This is a genomic window from Microbacterium sp. BH-3-3-3 (assembly GCF_001792815.1).
GTDB lineage: Bacteria > Actinomycetota > Actinomycetes > Actinomycetales > Microbacteriaceae > Microbacterium.
Genome location: NZ_CP017674.1, coordinates 2,325,379 through 2,343,295, shown reverse-complemented (window position 1 = coordinate 2,343,295; position 17,917 = coordinate 2,325,379). Strand labels below are relative to the sequence as shown.

Below are 17,917 nucleotides of genomic sequence, written 5' to 3'. Positions count from 1 at the left end.
GCGTATATTTCCGGGTAACCAGCGTCAGGTCTCGCGCGTGATCGTGACCTTCACCTTGAGATTGCTCTTGCCGGGGCCGGCGTACACGCCGCGCAGCGGCGGCACGTCGTTGTAGTCGCGGCCGCGACCGACGAGTACGTGACGGTCGCCGATCTCGATGTTGTTGGTGGGGTCGAAGCCCTGCCAGTCGCCGGCGAACCACTCCACCCACGCGTGCGACTCGCCCGTCACGGCCTCGCCGACCTCGGCGGACGGCTTCGGGTGCAGGTAGCCCGAGACGTACCGGGCCGGGATGCCGACTTCGCGCAGCGCCCCGATCGCGATGTGGGCGATGTCCTGGCAGACGCCCTTGCGAGCCTCCCACGCGTCGACCGCGGTGGAGTGCACTCCCGTGACGCCCTGCATGTAGTCGATCGCGTCACCCACGGCCTCGACGATGGCGTGCGCGGCCGGACCCGGGCGGTCGTGCTGCGCGGCGATGGCACGGGCGAGCTCGGCCACCTCGGCGTGCGGGGTCGTGCGGCGGGTCTGCGTCAGCTGCTCGACCGTGGTGATCGAGCGCGCCGACTCGGACGCCAACTGCTCCCACGTGATGTCGGCGTGCTCGATCGGGCGCGGCCGCACCTCGACGAGTGAGCGCGCCGTGATCGTGAGCGCCTGGTGCGGCGACAGCACGTCGAACGCCGCGACGCGCGTGCCGAAGTAGTCGACGTACTGGTTCACCGAGGTCGAGGGCTCGATGTCGAGCGACGAACTCAGCACGAACTGGCTGTCGGTGGAGTGCGGCAGCATGCGCGCCTCGTTGTACGACGCCGACACGTCGCCCGGGTAGGCGAAGCCGGTCTGGTGTTCGATGCGGAGGCGTTTCACGAGATCTCTCCGATCCAGCTGGGCTCGGCCTGCGTCGGGAAGAACCGCGAGCGGATGGCCTCCGACGCCTCGCGCGAGACCGTCTGCACGCGCTGCATGTGTTCGGGCAACTCCGCGAGGATGTCGCTGACCGGGCGGTACTCGAGGTCGTTGCGGATCTGTCCGAGGGCGCGCAGCACCGTGTTGGAGTGTCCGACGCGGTCGGCGCGGGGGTCGATCGCGCTCATGCAGTCCTCCGCCCGCTGGATCGAGTAGATGATCGACCGCGGGAAGAGACGGTCGAGCAGCAGGAACTCGGCGGCGTTTCGCGCACTGGGCATGCCGCGGTAGGTGCGCAGGTACGCCTCGTACGCCCCGCAGGAGCGCAGGATCGTCGTCCACGACGGACCCGACACCTCGGTGAGCGAGCGGGTGGCCAGCAGGCGAGCCGTCATGTCGGTGCGCTCGATGCTGCGCCCGAGGGTGAAGAACTGCCACGCCTCGTCGCGGTTGGTCGAGGAGTCGACGATGCCGATCGCGAGGGCGGCGCGCTCGCGCACCCACTGGAAGAACTCGTGCACCTTGTCGGTCTGCAGGCGGCGCGGCATGCGGGAGTTCGTGGTGTTGAGGATCTCCCACAGTTCCGTCGACACGATCTCGCGAGCCCGGCGGGCGTTCTCGCGCGCCGCGGTGATCGAGTAGGCGATGCTCGACGGGTTCATGCGGTCGACGGCCAGACGCGCGAGCACGTCGTCGCGACGCACGGTGTCGAGTTCCTCGGGCCAGGCCGACCCCATCACGCTGAGCAGCGACCGGCAGGCGGTGTCCTCGTCGATCCACGGATCCTCGAGCAGCAGTTGCAGGTGCACGTCGAGGATGCGCGCGGTCCCGTCGCTGCGCTCGATGTAGCGCCCGATCCAGAACAGGCTCTCGGCGATCCGACTCAGCATTCCGGCACCTCTCGCGCTTGCTGCTGCTGCTCGGCCTGGGGGCCGTGCTGCACACCGGCATCCTGTTGCTGCTGCTCCTGTTGATCGCGGCCCGGGCGTTGGTCGCGGGGCGAGGTGGCGGGGGCGGGCTGGCCGTCGTAGATGATCGGGATCGACTCGGTGACCGCGGCCTGATCGGCCACGAGACCCGACACGCCCTGACCCTGGCCGTACTCGACGTGCGAGGGGGCCGATCCGCCGACGATCCACGTGTCCTTCGACCCGCCGCCCTGGCTGGAGTTGACCACGAGCTGTCCCTCGGGAAGGGCGACGCGGGTCAGGCCGCCGGGCAGCACCCAGATGTCGTCGCCGTCGTTCACCGCGAAGGGACGCAGGTCGGCGTGCCGCGGGCGCATGCCGTCTTCGACCAGCGTGGGGATGGTCGACAGCATGACCACCGGCTGAGCGATCCACCCGCGCGGGTCGGCGAGCAGGCGCTTGCGCAGCGTGTCGAGTTCGGCCGGCGAGGCGTCGGGGCCCACGACCAGACCCTTGCCGCCCGAGCCGTCGACGGGCTTCACGACCAGTTCGGGCAGACGATCGAGCACCTCTTCGAGGGCGCCCGGGTCTTCGAGCCGCCACGTGTCGACGTTCTTGAGGATGGGCTCCTCGGCCAGGTAGTACCGGATGAGCTCGGGCACGTAGGTGTAGAGCAGCTTGTCGTCGGCGACGCCGTTGCCGACGGCGTTGGCGATCGTGACGTTGCCCAACCGGGCGGCGAGCATGATCCCGGGGGCGCCGAGCATGGAGTCGGCGCGGAACTGCAGCGGGTCGAGGAACTCGTCGTCGACGCGACGGTAGATCACGTCGACACGCTGGGGGCCGCGGGTGGTGCGCATGAAGACCTTGCCGCCGATGCACAGCAGGTCGCGCCCCTCGACCAGCTCCACGCCCATGAGGCGCGCGAGCAGCGTGTGCTCGAAGTAGGCGGAGTTGTAGACGCCCGGGGTGAGCACGACGATGTTCGGGTCGTCGATTCCGGGCGGGGCCGACGCGCGCAGCGCCGACAGCAGCTTGTTCGGGTAATCGCCGACCGGGCGCACCCGCATCGAGACGAACAGCTCGGGCAGGGTCTGCGCCATCACGCGGCGGTTCGAGATGACGTACGAGACCCCCGAGGGAACGCGCACGTTGTCTTCGAGCACCCGCATCTCGCCGTGCTCGTCGCGGATCAGATCGATGCCCGACACCTGGATGCGCACGCCGTTGGCACTGCGGATGCCGGCGGCCTGGCGGTAGAAGTACTGCGACGACGCGATGAGACCGGCGGGGAGGATGCCGTCGCGCACGCAGTGCTGGTTGCCGTACGCGTCGTCGAGGAAGGCCTCCAGCGCACGGACGCGCTGTTTGACGCCGGCCTCGATGCGCGACCACTCGTCGTACGCGATGACCCGGGGTACGGCATCCAGGGGGAAGGGCCGTTCCTCGCCCGCGAAGTCGAACGTGACGCCCTGCGCCAGATACGAACTCGCGAGGGACTCGGTGCGACCGCGCAGTTCTTGCTGCGTCATCTTCGCGAGCGTCTGGTACAGCTCCCGGTACGCCTCGCGCGAGGGCACGGCGTCTCCGGGACCAGCCGGACCGCCGAACATCTCGTCGTACGCCGGAACGCCGGATGCGGTTTTGCGCGGCGCCAGCGTGGAGCCGTAACCGTCGAACAGGTCACCCATGCGATGACTCTACTCAGCGCCGTGTTGCCGACACGTTTCCTCCGCCGGTGACACGTGCGCGGACACGGGCGATCGATAGAGTGACGCCAACGTCCGCCGCCACGATAAGGGTGCCTCCATGCGCGTGCTCGTCACCAGTTCCCGCAACACGTTCGCTCTCGACCTGATCCGCAAGCTCGGCAGCGTCGGGCATACCGTCTTCGCCAGCGACACCTACGACGGGGCCGTGGGCAACCACTCGCGCTTCCTCGCCGGGCACCTCGCGACGCCCTCCCCGCGCTTCGAGACCGACGCGTTCATCGCCGCGGTCTCCGACTACGTCGAAAAGCACAGCATCGACCTGATCATCCCCACGTTCGAGGAGGTGTTCTACCTCGCCGCGCGCGTGGCCGACCTGCCCTCGAGCGTGCGCCTGTTCGCCGGGGACTTCGCCGACCTGGCCCGCCTGCACGACAAGGCCAGCTTCCAACGCCTGGCCCAGGATGCCGGGGTGCCCATCCCCGAGACGGTCGTCGTCACCTCGCCCGACGAGCTGCGCGCCGCCATCGACAGCTTCCCCCGCTTCTTCGCCCGCGCGGCCTTCTCGCGCGGCGGCGTGGGCCTGCTGACCAACACGGGTCCGCTCGCGGGCAAGATCCCCGTCGAGGAGTGCGTGCCCACCCCCGAGCAGCCGTGGCTCGTGCAGCCCTTCGTCGACGGGCCCATGGTCTGCACGTACAGCGTCGTCGTCGACGGCAAGGTGCTGGCCCACACCACGTACAAGGCCGCCGAGCAGTGGGCGCACTCCACGGCCATCGCGTTCATCGCCGTCGACAGCACCGACACCCTGCGCTACACGCAGCAGCTCGTCGACGCGCTCGACCCCGGCTTCTCGGGCCAGATCTCGTTCGACTTCGTCGACCACGGCAGCGAGGCCGCGCCCGACTACAAGATCATCGAGTGCAACCCGCGTCCGACCAACGGCGTGATCCTGCTCGAGGCCGCCGACGTGTCGAAGGCGATCGAGGGCCGGCTCGACGAGCCCGTCGTCGCCATCGCCGGCACCGAGCGGCAGATCACCCTCGCGGTTCTCGCCGACGCCTTCACCGAGCCGCTGTCGCACCTATCGAAGACGCTGCACGACCTGCTGCACGTGCGCGACGTGGGCGCGGGCTGGTGGGACGGTGCCGCGATGCTGTGGAGCCCCGCGACCATCGTGCACGGCGCGAAGATCTCGCACGGCGACCGCAAAGAGATCCTCGCCGCCCTCGGCGACGACATCGTGTGGAACGGCGAGCCGATCGAGGGCATGTCCGACGCCGACGCCTCGGCCCTCGAGGCCGTGCACGCCGGCCGCGCCTGACGCGCGTGAGTCGCCGAGGTTCGTCGCTTCCGGCATCCGCCGGGCGACGAACCTCGGCGACTCACGCCACGGGTGCGGGTCAGGAGCCGGGGCGCAGGACGACTTTGATGCAGCCGTCTTCCTTCTTCTGGAACGTCTCGTACAGGCCGGGGGCGTCTTCGAGCGGCGCGTGGTGCGTCACCAGGTCCATCACGCCGAGCGGGTCGGCGGAGTCCTCGACCAGGGGCAGCAGGTCGTCGATCCACCGCTTGACGTTGCACTGGCCCATGCGGAAGGTGATCTGCTTGTCGAACATCGTCTTCATCGGCAGCACGTCGGCCTCACCGGCGTACACGCCGCTGAGTGAGACGGTGCCGCCGCGACGCACGAGGTCGATCGAGGCGTAGACCGCGGCGAGACGATCGAGACCCGCCTTGTCCATGAGCGTGCGCGCCAGGGGGTCCGGCAGCAGGCCGATGGCGCTCTGCGCCAGCTTGATGCCGCCGTTGCCATGGGCCTCCATGCCCACGGCATCCACGACACCGTCGACTCCGCGCCCCTCGGTGAGGTCGACGAGCTCGTCGACCACCGTGTCGGTGAGGTCGTAGGTGAGCACGCCGTGGCGTTCGGCCATGGCGCGGCGGTCGGCCTCGGGCTCGATCGCGAGCACGCGGTAGCCGAGGTGCACGCCGATGCGGGCGGCGAACTGGCCGACGGGGCCGAGGCCCATCACCGCGAGCGTGCCCCCCTCGGGGACGTCGGCGTACTTCACACCCTGCCAGGCGGTGGGCACGATGTCGCTGAGGAAGAGGTAGCGGTCGTCGGGCAGGTCGTCGCCGACGCGGATGTGGTTGTAGTCGGCGAGCGGCACGCGCAGGTACTCGGCCTGTCCGCCCGGCACCTGGCCGTAGAGCTTGGTGTAGCCGAAGAGCGCGGCACCGCTGCCGTACTCGCGCACCTGGGTGGTCTCGCACTGCGACTGCAGTCCGCGGCGGCACATGAAGCAGTGCCCGCACGAGATGTTGAACGGCACGACGATGCGGTCGCCGACGGCGAGGTTCGTCACGGCCGACCCCACCTCGACCACGACGCCCATCGGCTCGTGTCCGAGCACGTCGCCCTTGTCGATGAACGGTCCGAAGAGCTCGTACAGGTGCAGGTCGGAGCCGCAGATCGCCGTCGAGGTGATCTTCACGATCGCGTCGGTGGGTTCGAGGATCTGCGGGTCGGGGACCTCCTCGACGCTCACGCTGCGCTTGCCCTGCCAGGTCAGTGCCTTCATCGTTGTGCCTTCCGTCGATTCCGGGGGACGCCCAGTCTGCGGCCTCGTGTCTCGCGCGACCGAGGTGGTTGACGAACCCCGGCGGATGGGTCACGCGCCCGGTGCCGCCAGCGGTGGAGCGTCGACCCACGCGTGCACCCGCCGCAGGAACGCGGCGTATCCCGCGGGCGTGCGACCGGTGAAGCGACCCGAGGTCTCGACCTCGTGGGCGTCGCTCACCCGCACGACCGCACCCACGGCCCGCGCCGCCTGCACGAACGCCACGTCTTCGTGCTCGACGAGATCGCGGATGCCGCCCGCCGCGGCGTACACGCTCGCCCGCACCCCGAGATTGGCCCCGTGGACGTTGCCCGCGGGCTCGCCCCGGCGATGGGTCGAGCGCCAGTACGCCGCGTGTCGGGCGCTGAGGTCGGCGAAGTCGGGGCGCACCGTTCCCAGCACCAGGTCGGCGCCGTCGCGCATCAGATCGAGCTGGTGGGTGATCCATTCGCGCGGCACGACGGTGTCTGCATCGGTCATCGCGATCCAGGTGTCGTCGGCGCGCACGTCGACGGAGGCCACCGCGTGCGCCGCGCCCACCCGGCGCGCGGTGCCGACGCTGCGCGCGTCGATCGCGATCGTGTCGACCGCCCATCGCCGCACCTGCAGGGCGGTGGTGTCGCGGCACGCGTCGAGCACCACGACGACCCTCGCGACCAGGTCGGTCTCGCGATCCCGCGCGTGCGCCACCGCCCGGGCCACCGACGCGAGGCAGCGTCCGATCAGCGCCTCCTCGTCGTGCGCGGGGATGACCACCGTCACCGCTCTCACGACACGAGTCCCGCCTCGGTCGCCACCGACGACGCCCCCGGGCGTCCGAATACCTCGAGCACGAAGTCCTCCTCCTCGTGCCGCACGAGACGGACGAGGTCGGACCGGGCGGCGAGCGCGTCGTGCACGCTGTCTCCGCTGCGCGGGTACTCGGCGACCGGATGCCGCCAATGGCAGACGACGAGGTGGCCGTCGGCGGTCAGCGAGGCGACGCTCGCCGTGAGCCCGCGGTCGAGGTCGCCGGCACCCCAGTAGTACGCCACCTCCGACAGCACGACGAGGTCGAACCGACCCTCGGGCCATTCGGCGGGGAGCTTCGCCCGACGCAGTTCGACGTCGTCGCGCGGACCGAGTCGTTCTCGCGCCCGGTCGAGGGCGGCCGGGGCGAGGTCGACCGCGAGGACGTGGTCGCACCGGTCGGCGAGCGCGGCCGTCAGCGCGCCCGTGGAGCAGCCGGCCTCGAACGCCGAGCGGTACCGGCGGCGCGGCAGCGCGGCGAGCAGCACGGAGCGCTTGCGCTCCTCGTACCAGCGCGAGTCGAAGCCCCACGGGTCGTCGTGCCGGGCGTACATGTCGTCGAAGTATTCCTGGCCGACGGTGGCCGCGGTGGGGTGCGGGTCGAGCGTTCCCGCGTCGGGTGCGACGAACACCTCCACCTCTCGCGCGAAGTGCGCGCGCATGCGGTCGTGCACCATCGGCTCATCGCCGGGAGCGGCCGACAGCGGGAGCAGCTGACTGGCGTGGGCGTCGACGGCGCGGGTCTTGGCATCCCGAGCCGCGGCGTCGAGGTCCAGACGCTCCGCGCGCGGCCAGGGCACGTCTCCCGGGCCGCCCCAGTGCCAGAGCCAGATCGGAAAGGCGCGCGAGCGCACGCCCCGAGCCGCCGAGACCTGCTCGACGATCTCTCCGACGACGCGGTGGTCGCGGTGCCCGTCGCCGCGCCACGGGGACAGCACCAGCACGCGCTCATCGCCCGCGCGGTCGAGGGCGTCGTGCAGCGCGGCGGCGATGACCTCCCGGTGTTCGTCGGTGCCGCCGTCGGGAAGACCGAGGAAGAGCGGGTCGGTCGAGAGACCGACGATGTCCGACGCCTCGAGCAGCTCCCGGCGGCGGCGCAGCGCGAGGGTGGCCGGGGTGTGCGTGGGCGATTCGGGATGGGAGCCCTCTCCGTCGGTCACGACGACGAGGTCGATCGCGATGCCGCGGGCGGCGGCCGTGGCGAGCAGGCCTGCGGCACCGAGGCTCTCGTCGTCGGGGTGCGCGGCCATCACGATCACCCGGTCCACGTCGAGGTCGAGCGGGGCGAGGCGGCGCTCGGCGAGCGCCGCGGTCCAGACGCTCTCGGCGGTGCCGGGGTCGCGGTGGTCGAAGCTCACCATCGCCCGCCCTCCGTCGCCACGTCGCCGCCGATCCGGGCGAGGTCGCGCTCGGCGTGGTGTTGACGCACGTAGACCTGCAGGTCGGCGACGCGCCGCGCGTGTCTCTCGTCGGCGACGAGCGGCGACGGGCCCAGCGCGTGCGCGGCCTCGGTGAGGGTCACCTCGACCGCGTCGGCGACCACGGCTCGCGCGCGGGCGGCCCGCAGACCCTCGGATGCCGAGCCCCCCGCGCCGAAGACCGTCGCCGTCTCCACCAGCACGGCGCGCGCCGCCCACAGGGCCACGTCGGCCCGGCCGAGGTGCGCGCGGGCGAGCTGATCGGCACGCTCGCCGCGGGCGGCCGCGGCGAGCGCCGTGCGCAGCGGCATCGCCCCACCCCACCAGCAGGCGGCGACCCCGACGCCGCCGTGCGCGAAGCCGGGGCGACGCAGGTACCACCCGGGCTCCCCTACCGGCACGGCGACCGCGGCGTCGACGTCGATCGGGGCGCTGACCACCCGGTCGAGCCCGCGCGCGTGCCAGGGTCCCGGTCGCGCGGTCACGGCCGAGTCGCGCAGGTCGAGGGCGAACAGCTGGCGACGTTCGTCGTCGACCCAGGCCGTGACGAGCGCGTGGTCGAGGTCGGCGGCGAGCGAGCACCAGGGCTTGGTCCCGTGCAGCGTCCAGGTACCGTCATCCTGCCGCGCCTCGAGCCGGGCCCCCGGCCCTTCGGCGGCGAACACGCCCCACGAGCCGCTCGCGTCGAGATCGAGGGCGATGCCGGCCGCGGCCGCTTCGTCGAGGATGCCGAGCGCATCGAGGTGCGGCTCCAGCACGCGCGCCGCGGCGATGTCGCGCGCGGCGACCGAGGCGAGCAGCTCCCACGACGCGGCGAGCGACCGCGGCCGCGGCACGGCGACGACCCAGGCGAGCGTTGCGGCGAGGTCGGTGCCGAGGTCGTCCACGGCATCCGCGCCCCGCAGCGCGGAGCGCACGTCGTCGAGGTCGGTGGAGTCCTCGGGAACCAGCAGGGGGAAGGGGGGATGGTCGCCGTCGTCGGTCACCCTGACAGCATTCGTCCGGGAGCGACATTCGGGCAGATCCTTGACACCGCGTCTCGTCCCGGGCAGTGCACGGGGCGCCGCGGATCAGCGCTTCAGCACCCGCCGGCGCACCAGCGCATCGAAGCGGGCCAGTCCCACGAGCATCCCGGGGAACGACGCCGACAGTCCCTTTCGCGGCAGGCGATCCAGGGCCGCCTCGTCTCCGGGAAGGCGGTCCTGCTGCCCGCGCACCAGCCGACGCGTCGCGTTGAGAAGCGCCAGGGGGTGGGTGTCGAGGGCGCTGTGCCCGTTGTGGATGCGCACGAGCACGGCATCCGGAGCCGACGCGACCACGCGCTCGGCGATGGGCGGCGGGGTGCGCAGGTCGCGGTCGCCCGAGAGCACCACGAGGGGCCAGTCGAAGGTGCGCACCGCCTCGACCAGGTCGTAGGGCTCCCCCGCGAAGGCCGGGTAGCGGTGCGCGAGGGGCAGGTACGTCAGAGCCGGGTCGAGCGGGTGCCCGTCGGGGGTGCCGGCGTAGTGCAGCTCCCGGAAGGCGATGGTGCCCACGAGGTCGAAGTCGTAGATGCCGGGGATCCGCGCGATCGAGCGACCGCGGGTGGCGTAGGCGCCCAGCGCCCGCCAGGCGAACCCCGGTTCGTGGCGCACGAGCGGGTGCACGAGATCGGTGCCGCCGAGTTCGTACGCCGCGCGCACGATGTCGAGCACAACCCGCTCGTCGACACCGTCGGCCACGAGGCGTTTCACACCGCGGGCCATGTCGTCGTCGGCGTCCCAGAACAGCTCTCGCAGGCGCGCGCGCTCGAGGCCGATGTCGTGTGTCGACTGCAGGGCCGAGTCGAGCAGCATCGAGGCCACGCGCTGCGGATGCCGCGCCCCGAACGTCATCGCCAGATAACTGCCGTACGAGGAGCCGACGATCGCGGCCCGGTCGATGCCCTCGGCGTCGAGGACCGCGGCCAGATCGTCGAGCACGGCGGTCACGCGCATCGCCTCGGGCGGAAGGGGGCGCCCGTCGAGATCGCTGCGCGAGCGGCCGATTCCGCGGTGCTCGACCATGATCAGGTCGAGCCCGCCGCGGGCGGCCCAGCGCCGCAGCCCCGCGTACGGCAGCACCGACGCGAGGCCCGGTCCCCCCGGGACGACGACGACGGGCGTGGCACCGCGCGGACCGGAGCGGACGTAGGTCAGGTCGAACGCCGGCGCCTCGTCGGTGGCGGGGCGCCGGAGGGATCGCACACTCTCGCGCATGCCTGCACGCTACCCGCGCTCGCGACGGCGCGCGTCAGGCGGGGACCGCGGGTCCGAGCACCGCGAGCAGACGGAGCTTGTCGGCGCTCTCGCTGCCGGGGACGGCCGTGTAGACCAGCAGCGAGTGCCCCGTCTCGGGGTCGAGCAGCGTCTGGCAGTGCAGGTCGAGGGCGCCGACGCGGGGGTGGACGAAATGTTTGGTCTGCGCCGGACGCACCCCCACCTCGTGCGCCGCCCACAGCGTGCGGAATTCCGCGCTGCGCGCGAGCAGGTCGTCGCAGAGCTCGGCGGCGCGCGACTGCGGACCGCGACGGCCGATCACCTCGCGCAGCCCCGCCGCGAAGACGCGCCCGAGAAAGGCGTGGTCCTCGGGCGCGTACAGCTCTCGGGTCGAGGGGTCGGTGAACCAGCGGTAGCCGATGCTGCGCTCGCGCCCCCGGCGCAGCGCGGCGTCGCCCATCACGGCGGCCCCCAGCGGGGATTGGCGCAGGGTCTCGCCCAGCTCGGTGACGATATCGGCGGGGGTGTCGTCGAGGCGATCCAGGATGCGGAGCATGCCGGGGCTGACGTGCTCGCCGACGCCACTGCGGTCGCCGGGCGCATGCCCGGCGAGATGGAAGAGGTGGTCGCGCTCGAGGCGAGTGAGGTGCAGTCCCTGGGCGATCGAGGCGAGCATTTGCGGCGACGGCTGCGGGCCGCGTTCGCGCTCGAGGCGCGCGTAGTAGTCGGTGGACATGTGACTGAGCGCCGCCGCCTCCTCGCGGCGGAGCCCAGGGGTACGCCGCCGTTGACCCCGCGGCAGACCGACGTCTTCGGGTTGGAGGGCCTCGCGACGCGTGCGGAGGAAATCGGCGAGCGCCGAGCGGTCCATCATGTCGACCTGTCTACCGCGCCCGCGGCGCCGGAGCCAGGCACCGCCGGTCCCCCTCTCACCGGGGCGGCGACGGGTGGCCGCGCGATCAGGGGATCGACGGGCCCTGGATACGTCGCGGCGGCGGCGAGACGCTGGAGACCCCTTCGAACGAGGAGACACCATGCCCCGCACCGACATCGACATCCCGCTGCCCTCGCTGACCGGGCGACGCGCGATCCTCACCGGCGGCAGCGACGGGATGGGCATCGTCATCGCCGAACGCCTCACCGCCGCGGGTGCCGAGGTGGTGCTGCCCGTGCGCAACCGCGCGAAGGGCGAGCGTGCCGTCGAGACGATCCGCGACCGTGTACCCGGGGCCCGCCTCGAGCTGCGCGACCTCGACCTCTCGTCGCTGACGAGCGTGGCCGCTCTCGGCGACGAGCTGAACGCCGAGGGGCGGCCCGTTCACCTGCTGATCAACAACGCCGGGGTGATGACACCGCCCGCGCGGCAGAGCACCGCCGACGGCTTCGAGCTGCAGTGGGGCACGAACCACCTGGGGCACGTCGCCCTCATCGGCCGGCTGCTTCCCCTGCTGCGCGCGGGCCGCGCTCGGGTCGTGACCCAGGTGAGCATCGCCGCGGCGCGCGGCCGGATCCACTGGGACGACCTGAACAGCGCACAGCGCTACGACGGGCAGCGTGCCTACGCGCAGTCCAAGATCGCCGCGGGACTGTTCGCCCTCGAGCTCGATCGCCGGAGCCGCCGCGAGGGCTGGGGAGTGCGCAGCGTGCTCGCGCACCCCGGGGTCGCCCCCACCAATCTGCTCGCCGCGCGCCCCGAGCTCGGGCGCGCCACCGACACTCCCCCGGTCCGTGTCATCCGGTGGCTCTCCGCCCGCGGGGTGCTCCTCGGCACCGTCCGGTCGGCGGCGCAACCGGCTCTGCTCGCCGCCACGACCCCGGAGCCGCCGCTCGACGCGCTGTACGGCCCCCGCGGACCGGGCCACCTGGGCGGGGCGCCCGCGGCCCACGCCCTCTACCGTCCGCTGCGCGACGCCGCCGAGGCCGCGCGCGTCTGGGACGCGTCGCTCCCGCTGGCCGGGGTGACGCTCGAGGGGTGAAGTCTCGTCGCCACCTCGGCGTCGTTCCCGCTGGCCGGGGTGACGCTCGGGGGCGAGATCTCGGCGCCGACCCCATCGGGACGGATGCCGGTTGGCTGTGAGTTCGGGCGACGACGGCGCCGCGGTCGTCCACGCTCCTTAAGCTCCGTTCGTGACCCCCACGCGCTCTCGAGCCCAGGATGTCCCGGCCGCCGTCGCCGGGATCTCGGCCGCCGTCCTCGGTGCCGGGCTCGGCGAGCTCGCTGCCGCCGTCATCGCCCCCGCGGCGAGCCCGTTCGCGGTGATCGGCGGCGGAATGATCGACATCGCACCCTCGTGGGCGAAAGACCTGGCCATCAGCCTGTTCGGCACGGGCGACAAGCTGGCGCTGCTCGTCGGCATCGCGGTGCTGCTGCTCGTGGTCGCCGGCGCCGCGGGGGTCGTGGAGCACCGCAAGGCGCCCTGGGGCCGGGTCGTGTTCGGGGCGCTCGGCGTCGTGGGCGCGATCGTGGCGATGACGCGCGCCGACGCGGGGACGCTCTCGCCGGTGCCGTCGCTCGTCGCCGGGGCGGCGGCCGCGGTGGTCGCCGCCCTGCTCGTCGCCCGCCTGCGCCGGCCCCCGGTCGCCGCCGCTCCGGCGACCGGGGAGGCCCCCGCCGCCGCGCCTGCGGACGGCCCCACCCGCCGGGGCGTCCTCGCCCTCTCGGGCGTCGCCGTCCTGGCCGGCGCCCTCGCCGCCCTCGGCTCCGTCGCCCTGAGCGGCGGCGCACGGGCCGTGACCGCCGTACGCAGCGCGCTGCGCCTTCCGACACCCGTGACCACCACCGCAGTGCCCGCCGCCGCGGAACTCGGTATCGACGGGCTCGCTCCCGTCCTCACCCCCTCGGCCGACTTCTACCGCATCGACACCGCCCTCGTCGTCCCCCAGGTCGATCCCGCGACCTGGTCGCTGCGCGTCCACGGTCTCGTCGAGCAAGAGGTCGTGCTGCGGTGGGACGACCTGGTCGCGCTCCCCCAGAAAGAGACCGTCGCCACCCTCGTCTGCGTATCGAACGGAGTGGGCGGCTCGCTCATCGGCACGGCGCGGTGGCTGGGTGTCCCGCTTCGCGACATCCTCGCGCGGGCTCGGCCCACCGCCGAGGCCGACATGGTGCTCTCGCGCTCCATCGACGGGTTCACGGCATCCTCTCCGATCGAAGCGCTAACCGACGAGCGCGACGCTCTGCTGGCCATCGGCATGAACGGCGAACCGTTGCCCATCGAGCACGGTTTCCCGGTGCGCATGGTGGTGCCCGGCCTGTACGGCTACGTGTCGGCGACCAAGTGGGTCACCGAGCTCGAGGTCACGCGATACGCCGACGACGAGGGGTATTGGACCTCGCGCGGCTGGTCGGCGCGCGGCCCGGTGAAGCTCGCGTCGCGCATCGACGTGCCGCGGGCCGGGGCGCGCGTCCCGGTGGGCGACGCCGTCATCGCCGGTGTCGCCTGGCAGACGCACGTCGGCGTCGCGGGCGTCGAGGTGCAGATCGATGACGGCGCCTGGCAGCCGGCGACACTGGCGACGGCCATCTCGTCCGACACCTGGGTGCAGTGGAGCCTGCCGTGGAACGCCACCGGCGGCGATCACACCGTGCGGTGCCGCGCCATCTCGGCCGACGGGCAGACGCAGACCCCAAACGTCGCCGCCCCGGCCCCCGACGGCGCGACCGGCTGGGACGAGCTCACGGTCTCGGTCACCTGACCCCCTCTCGACCGCGTGAGTCGCCAGGATGCGCCGCTCCCGGGTGGGCCCGGGCGACGAATCCCGGCGACTCGCGCGTGTTACGAGAGAACGTGCCGGAGCTGTTCGACCGCCCAGTCGAGCTCGGTCGCGCGGATCGTCAGCGGCGGAGCGATGCGGATCGTCTGCCCGTGCGTGTCCTTCACGAGCACACCACGGGCGAGCAGCTTCTCGGCGATCTCGCGCCCGGTGCCCGCGGCGGGGTCGATGTCGACACCGGCCCAAAGGCCCGCGATGCGGACGTCCGTCACGCCGTGGCCGACGAGCGTGTCGAGGCGACCGGCGAGGTGCTCGCCGAGCGCCGCCGCGCGCGTCTGGAACTCACCGGATGCCAGGATCTCGACGACACGCAGTCCCACGGCCGCGGCCAGCGGGTTGCCGCCGAACGTCGATCCGTGCTCGCCGGCGCGGATGACACCGAGCACGTCCCCGTTCGCGACGACCGCCGACAGGGGCAGGATGCCGCCGCCGAGCGCCTTGCCGAGCAGGTAGACGTCGGGTACGACGCCCTCGCGGTCGCACGCGAAGGTCGTCCCCACCCGGCCGAGACCCGACTGGATCTCATCGGCGATGAAGAGCACATCGTTCGCGGTGCAGATCTCGCGCACCCGTCGCAGGAACCCCTCGGGCGGGATGACGACGCCGGCCTCGCCCTGGATGGGCTCGAGGAGGACCGCCGCGGTGTTCTCGTCGATCGCCGCCGCGATGGCCTCCGCGTCGCCGTACGGCACGTGCACGAAGCCCGGCGCATAGGGACCGAAGTCGTCGTGCGCCGTGGGGTCGTCGCTGAAGCCGACGATCGTGGTCGTGCGGCCGTGGAAATTGCCGTTCGCGACGATGATCGTCGCGGCATCCGGTGCGATGCCCTTGGTGCGGTAGCCCCAGGCGCGCGCGACCTTGATGCCGGTCTCGACGGCCTCGGCCCCGGTGTTCATCGGCAGCACGAGGTCTTTGCCGCAGAGCTGCGCGAGCGCCGTGGCGAAGGGACCCAGACGGTCGTTGTGGTACGCGCGACTGGTCAGGGTGAGACGTTCGAGCTGCTCGCGCGCCGCCGCGAGGATCGCGGGGTGACCGTGGCCGAAGTTCAGAGCCGAGTAGGCCGAGAGCAGGTCGAGGTAGCGCTTGCCCTCGACGTCGGTGACCCACACGCCCTCGGCGCGCGAGACGACGACGGGGAGCGGGTGGTAGTTGTGCGCGAGGTGCGCGCCCTCTTCGGCGATCAGGTGCGCGCCGAGGTCGTCGACGGCGGTGCTCATCGGGATCCGCCTCGCAGCTCCAGCGTGCAGCACTTGATGCCGCCACCACCGAGCAGCAGCTCGGAGAGGTCGACCTTCACGGGCGTGTAGCCGCGCTCGCGCAGCTGGGCCTCGAAGCCCACGGCGCGGGGCGAGATGATGACGTTCTTGCCGTCGCTGGCCGAGTTGAGGCCGAACACCGAGCCGTCGGCATCCGAGACCCGGATCGCGTCGGGGTAGCGCTCGCGCAGGATCGCCTGGCTCTTCTCGTCGAAGGCGTTCGGCAGGTAGGCGATGTTGGCCTTCTCGGCGCCCCCCGGTCCTTCCACGGGGTCCAGCACCGCGATCGCGGTGTCGAGGTGGTAGAACCGCGGGTCGGTGAGCGTCAGCGACACGACCTCGCGCGAGAACACCTCGCCCACCTCGCGGTGGCTGTCACCGGTCGAGCGGAAGCCCGTCCCGGCGAGGATGGTGTCGCCCACGAGCAGGAAGTCGCCCTCGCCCTCGTTGACCTCGACGGGCTCGGCGACCTCGAAGCCGTTCGCGGCGAACCAGTCGATGAAGGCGGGGGCCTCGGCGGCGCGCTCGCGGAAGCGGAACTTGGGGCCGTAGGCGACGCCGTCGATGACGAAGCCGCCGTTGGCGGTGTAGACCATGTCGGGCAGTCCCTCGACGGGGTCGATCAGCTCGATCTCGTGCCCGAGCGACACGTAGGTGTCGTACAGCGCCTGCCACTGCGTCAGGGCCAGGTTGGTGTCTGTGGGCCGCGAGGGCTCCATCCACGGGTTGATGCTGTAGCTCACCGTGAAGTGCTCGGGCCGGCACATCAGATAGCGACGGCGCTGCTGCACGCGCTCGGTTCCGGCCGCGGAGGCGGCGGTCGAGTCGGTGGCGGCGGTGGGGGTAGCGGACATCTCTGCTCCTCGGAGAAAAGGTGCGGCGGACGCTGTCCTGGGGCCTGGTGGCCCTTCAACTCGACGACGCCGGGGCGCCGTGCGGGGAAAGGTCGATCCGAGCACGCCGCGGCCATTCTCGCACGCGGGCGCGTAAGGGCGCGAGCGGCGCTGCGCGGGGGCGTGGCCACACGCTCCGCGATGTGCAGAACCTCCGCGGCATCCGACGCCGGACGACGGAGGTTGCGCGCATCGCGGAGGACGCGCCCCCGCGAACACCTCGGATGCCGCCTACACCGCGCCGCGTACACCCTCGGCCCGCAGCCGCGCGACGTCGGTCACGGAGTGCAGGCCCGCGTCGGACCCGAGGCCCGTCGCCACCAGGCTGCCGCACGCCAGCCCTCGCTCGGCGGCCTCGACGACGTCGGCGCCGTCGACCAGCCCCCAGATGAACCCCGCGCTGAACGCATCGCCGCAGCCCGTCGTGTCGACCACGTCGACCGCGTATGCCGCGAGACGCATATCGCGCCGCTCGCGCGTGCTGATGCTGACCCCCGCGGCGCCGCGCGTGATCACGACGGTGGTGACACCGGCATCCAGGTAGAACGAGATCGCCTCGTCGAGCGTCGTCGCTCCCGCGAACGACAGCGCGTCCTCTTCGCTGGGGAAGAGGTAGTCGACGAACGGCAGACACGGCAGCACGGCGTCCCGATCGGCGGGAGCGCCGGTGGGGATGAAGTCCATCGTCGTCACGACACCGGCCGCACGCGCACGGCGGAGCAGCTCGACGCTCGGCGCCCCATCGATGCCGGGCAGCAGGCACGTGCCGCCCAGGTGCAGCACGGCGACCTCGTCGAGGTCGACTGCCGCCAGGTCGTCGGCGCGGATCGCGGCGTTCGACCCGATGACGTGCAGCGCCGGTCGGCTGCCGTCGCGGCGGATCGGCAGCATCGTCGCCGAGGTGGGGTGCGCGGACCGCACCGCCAGGGCGTCGACGTCGACGCCCTCGGCGGCCATCGTCGAACGCAGGAACACGCCCAGCGCGTCGTCGCCGACCGCCCCCACCGTGGCCACGGGCACGCCCAGGCGCGCGAGGTCGACGGCGGTCGCGGCGGCGGTGCCCGCCACGGTGAGGCGGATCTCGTCGAGCAGGGCGAGTCCCTGACCGGCAGGGATGGCGTCGACGTAGCGACCGAGCACGTCGGCGACGTGGAGGCCCACGGTCAGGACGCGACGGCCGCCGAGCGCACGGGTGGACTGCGACATGGGTCTCCTCGGTGTCGGGAACGGCCGAAGCCTACTGACGCGGTCACCGGTGACGACTTCATTTCACCGTGTGACGCCCGAGTCGAACGTTGTCTCGCCCCCTCCCTACGCTTCGAGAGTCCGCTCCCCGGCGGCACCCCCACACAGCATCAGCGGCGACGCGCACCCCGACGCGAGCGCCCTCCGGCCCACAG

General features: G+C 72.3%; 15 protein-coding genes. 3 read left to right on the top strand and 12 right to left on the bottom strand.

What is annotated here, in order from left to right; all coding sequences use genetic code 11:
* Window positions 1–24 precede the first annotated feature (24 nt).
* The 3 genes from BJP65_RS10810 to BJP65_RS10800 are packed head-to-tail and all read right to left on the bottom strand — an operon-like array spanning window position 25 to window position 3,508.
* A complete protein-coding gene (locus BJP65_RS10810) occupies window positions 25–870 on the bottom strand; it encodes a transglutaminase family protein (RefSeq protein WP_055832855.1) in 846 nt (281 codons plus the stop codon).
* Entirely contained in the window at window positions 867–1,799 is a 933-nt protein-coding gene (locus BJP65_RS10805) for an alpha-E domain-containing protein (RefSeq protein WP_055832854.1), read from the bottom strand. Before BJP65_RS10805 ends, BJP65_RS10810 begins: the two co-directional genes overlap by 4 nt.
* Entirely contained in the window at window positions 1,793–3,508 is a 1,716-nt protein-coding gene (locus BJP65_RS10800) for a circularly permuted type 2 ATP-grasp protein (protein WP_070409145.1), read from the bottom strand. Before BJP65_RS10800 ends, BJP65_RS10805 begins: the two co-directional genes overlap by 7 nt.
* Before the next feature lie 118 nt (window positions 3,509–3,626).
* On the opposite strand from BJP65_RS10800, the gene BJP65_RS10795 reads away from it, so the two are divergent.
* A complete protein-coding gene (locus BJP65_RS10795) occupies window positions 3,627–4,850 on the top strand; it encodes a carbamoyl phosphate synthase large subunit (RefSeq protein ID WP_055832852.1) in 1,224 nt (407 codons plus the stop codon).
* Window positions 4,851–4,929: 79 nt separating this feature from the next.
* Here BJP65_RS10795 and BJP65_RS10790 read toward each other — a convergent pair whose 3' ends face one another.
* The 6 genes from BJP65_RS10790 to BJP65_RS10765 all read right to left on the bottom strand — a co-directional run bounded on the left by BJP65_RS10790 (window position 4,930) and on the right by BJP65_RS10765 (window position 11,468).
* Window positions 4,930–6,111, bottom strand: a complete 1,182-nt coding sequence (locus BJP65_RS10790) for a zinc-dependent alcohol dehydrogenase (protein WP_070409144.1) — start codon at window positions 6,109–6,111, stop codon at window positions 4,930–4,932.
* A gap of 90 nt (window positions 6,112–6,201) precedes the next feature.
* Window positions 6,202–6,921: a glycosyltransferase family 2 protein gene (locus tag BJP65_RS10785; RefSeq protein WP_070409143.1), complete on the bottom strand. Its 720-nt coding sequence runs from the start codon at window positions 6,919–6,921 to the stop codon at window positions 6,202–6,204.
* Window positions 6,918–8,300, bottom strand: coding sequence for a PIG-L family deacetylase (locus BJP65_RS10780; RefSeq protein ID WP_083285815.1), 1,383 nt, complete (start codon window positions 8,298–8,300; stop codon window positions 6,918–6,920). The genes BJP65_RS10785 and BJP65_RS10780 overlap by 4 nt, the downstream gene beginning before the upstream one ends.
* Complete coding sequence (locus tag BJP65_RS10775; protein ID WP_258027462.1) at window positions 8,294–9,343, bottom strand: acyl-CoA dehydrogenase; 1,050 nt, start codon at window positions 9,341–9,343, stop codon at window positions 8,294–8,296. The genes BJP65_RS10780 and BJP65_RS10775 overlap by 7 nt, the downstream gene beginning before the upstream one ends.
* A gap of 84 nt (window positions 9,344–9,427) precedes the next feature.
* Window positions 9,428–10,594 carry an alpha/beta fold hydrolase gene (locus BJP65_RS10770; protein WP_070409142.1) on the bottom strand — a complete coding sequence of 389 codons (1,167 nt, stop codon included), beginning with the start codon at window positions 10,592–10,594 and terminating at the stop codon, window positions 9,428–9,430.
* A gap of 34 nt (window positions 10,595–10,628) precedes the next feature.
* Window positions 10,629–11,468 carry a helix-turn-helix transcriptional regulator gene (locus tag BJP65_RS10765; RefSeq protein WP_070409141.1) on the bottom strand — a complete coding sequence of 280 codons (840 nt, stop codon included), beginning with the start codon at window positions 11,466–11,468 and terminating at the stop codon, window positions 10,629–10,631.
* 160 nt (window positions 11,469–11,628) lie between these two features.
* On the opposite strand from BJP65_RS10765, the gene BJP65_RS10760 reads away from it, so the two are divergent.
* Together BJP65_RS10760 and BJP65_RS10755 are read left to right on the top strand one after the other, a co-directional pair.
* Window positions 11,629–12,570, top strand: coding sequence for an SDR family oxidoreductase (locus BJP65_RS10760; protein WP_070409140.1), 942 nt, complete (start codon window positions 11,629–11,631; stop codon window positions 12,568–12,570).
* 151 nt (window positions 12,571–12,721) lie between these two features.
* A complete protein-coding gene (locus BJP65_RS10755; RefSeq protein ID WP_070409139.1) occupies window positions 12,722–14,290 on the top strand; it encodes a molybdopterin-dependent oxidoreductase in 1,569 nt (522 codons plus the stop codon).
* 80 nt (window positions 14,291–14,370) lie between these two features.
* Here BJP65_RS10755 and rocD read toward each other — a convergent pair whose 3' ends face one another.
* The 3 genes from rocD to BJP65_RS10740 all read right to left on the bottom strand — a co-directional run bounded on the left by rocD (window position 14,371) and on the right by BJP65_RS10740 (window position 17,723).
* Complete coding sequence (gene rocD / locus BJP65_RS10750; protein WP_070409138.1) at window positions 14,371–15,585, bottom strand: ornithine--oxo-acid transaminase; 1,215 nt, start codon at window positions 15,583–15,585, stop codon at window positions 14,371–14,373.
* Window positions 15,582–16,478 carry a dimethylargininase gene (gene ddaH, locus BJP65_RS10745; protein WP_181015918.1) on the bottom strand — a complete coding sequence of 299 codons (897 nt, stop codon included), beginning with the start codon at window positions 16,476–16,478 and terminating at the stop codon, window positions 15,582–15,584. Before ddaH ends, rocD begins: the two co-directional genes overlap by 4 nt.
* Window positions 16,479–16,748: 270 nt before the next feature.
* The gene (locus BJP65_RS10740) at window positions 16,749–17,723 is read right to left on the bottom strand and encodes a carbohydrate kinase family protein (protein ID WP_070409137.1); all 975 of its coding nucleotides are present in this window, start codon (window positions 17,721–17,723) and stop codon (window positions 16,749–16,751) included.
* Window positions 17,724–17,917 lie beyond the last annotated feature (194 nt).

Excerpts from the sequence above, each read along its gene's own strand:
- BJP65_RS10795 (WP_055832852.1), top strand. The coding sequence starts at position 3,627 with ATGCGCGTGCTCGTCACCAGTTCCCGCAACACGTTCGCTCTCGACCTG.
- ddaH (WP_181015918.1), bottom strand. The coding sequence starts at position 16,478 with ATGTCCGCTACCCCCACCGCCGCCACCGACTCGACCGCCGCCTCCGCG.
- BJP65_RS10780 (WP_083285815.1), bottom strand. The coding sequence starts at position 8,300 with ATGGTGAGCTTCGACCACCGCGACCCCGGCACCGCCGAGAGCGTCTGG.
- BJP65_RS10790 (WP_070409144.1), bottom strand. The coding sequence starts at position 6,111 with ATGAAGGCACTGACCTGGCAGGGCAAGCGCAGCGTGAGCGTCGAGGAG.
- BJP65_RS10800 (WP_070409145.1), bottom strand. The coding sequence starts at position 3,508 with ATGGGTGACCTGTTCGACGGTTACGGCTCCACGCTGGCGCCGCGCAAA.
- BJP65_RS10770 (WP_070409142.1), bottom strand. The coding sequence starts at position 10,594 with ATGCGCGAGAGTGTGCGATCCCTCCGGCGCCCCGCCACCGACGAGGCG.
- BJP65_RS10740 (WP_070409137.1), bottom strand. The coding sequence starts at position 17,723 with ATGTCGCAGTCCACCCGTGCGCTCGGCGGCCGTCGCGTCCTGACCGTG.
- BJP65_RS10805 (WP_055832854.1), bottom strand. The coding sequence starts at position 1,799 with ATGCTGAGTCGGATCGCCGAGAGCCTGTTCTGGATCGGGCGCTACATC.
- BJP65_RS10760 (WP_070409140.1), top strand. The coding sequence starts at position 11,629 with ATGCCCCGCACCGACATCGACATCCCGCTGCCCTCGCTGACCGGGCGA.
- rocD (WP_070409138.1), bottom strand. The coding sequence starts at position 15,585 with ATGAGCACCGCCGTCGACGACCTCGGCGCGCACCTGATCGCCGAAGAG.
- BJP65_RS10765 (WP_070409141.1), bottom strand. The coding sequence starts at position 11,468 with ATGATGGACCGCTCGGCGCTCGCCGATTTCCTCCGCACGCGTCGCGAG.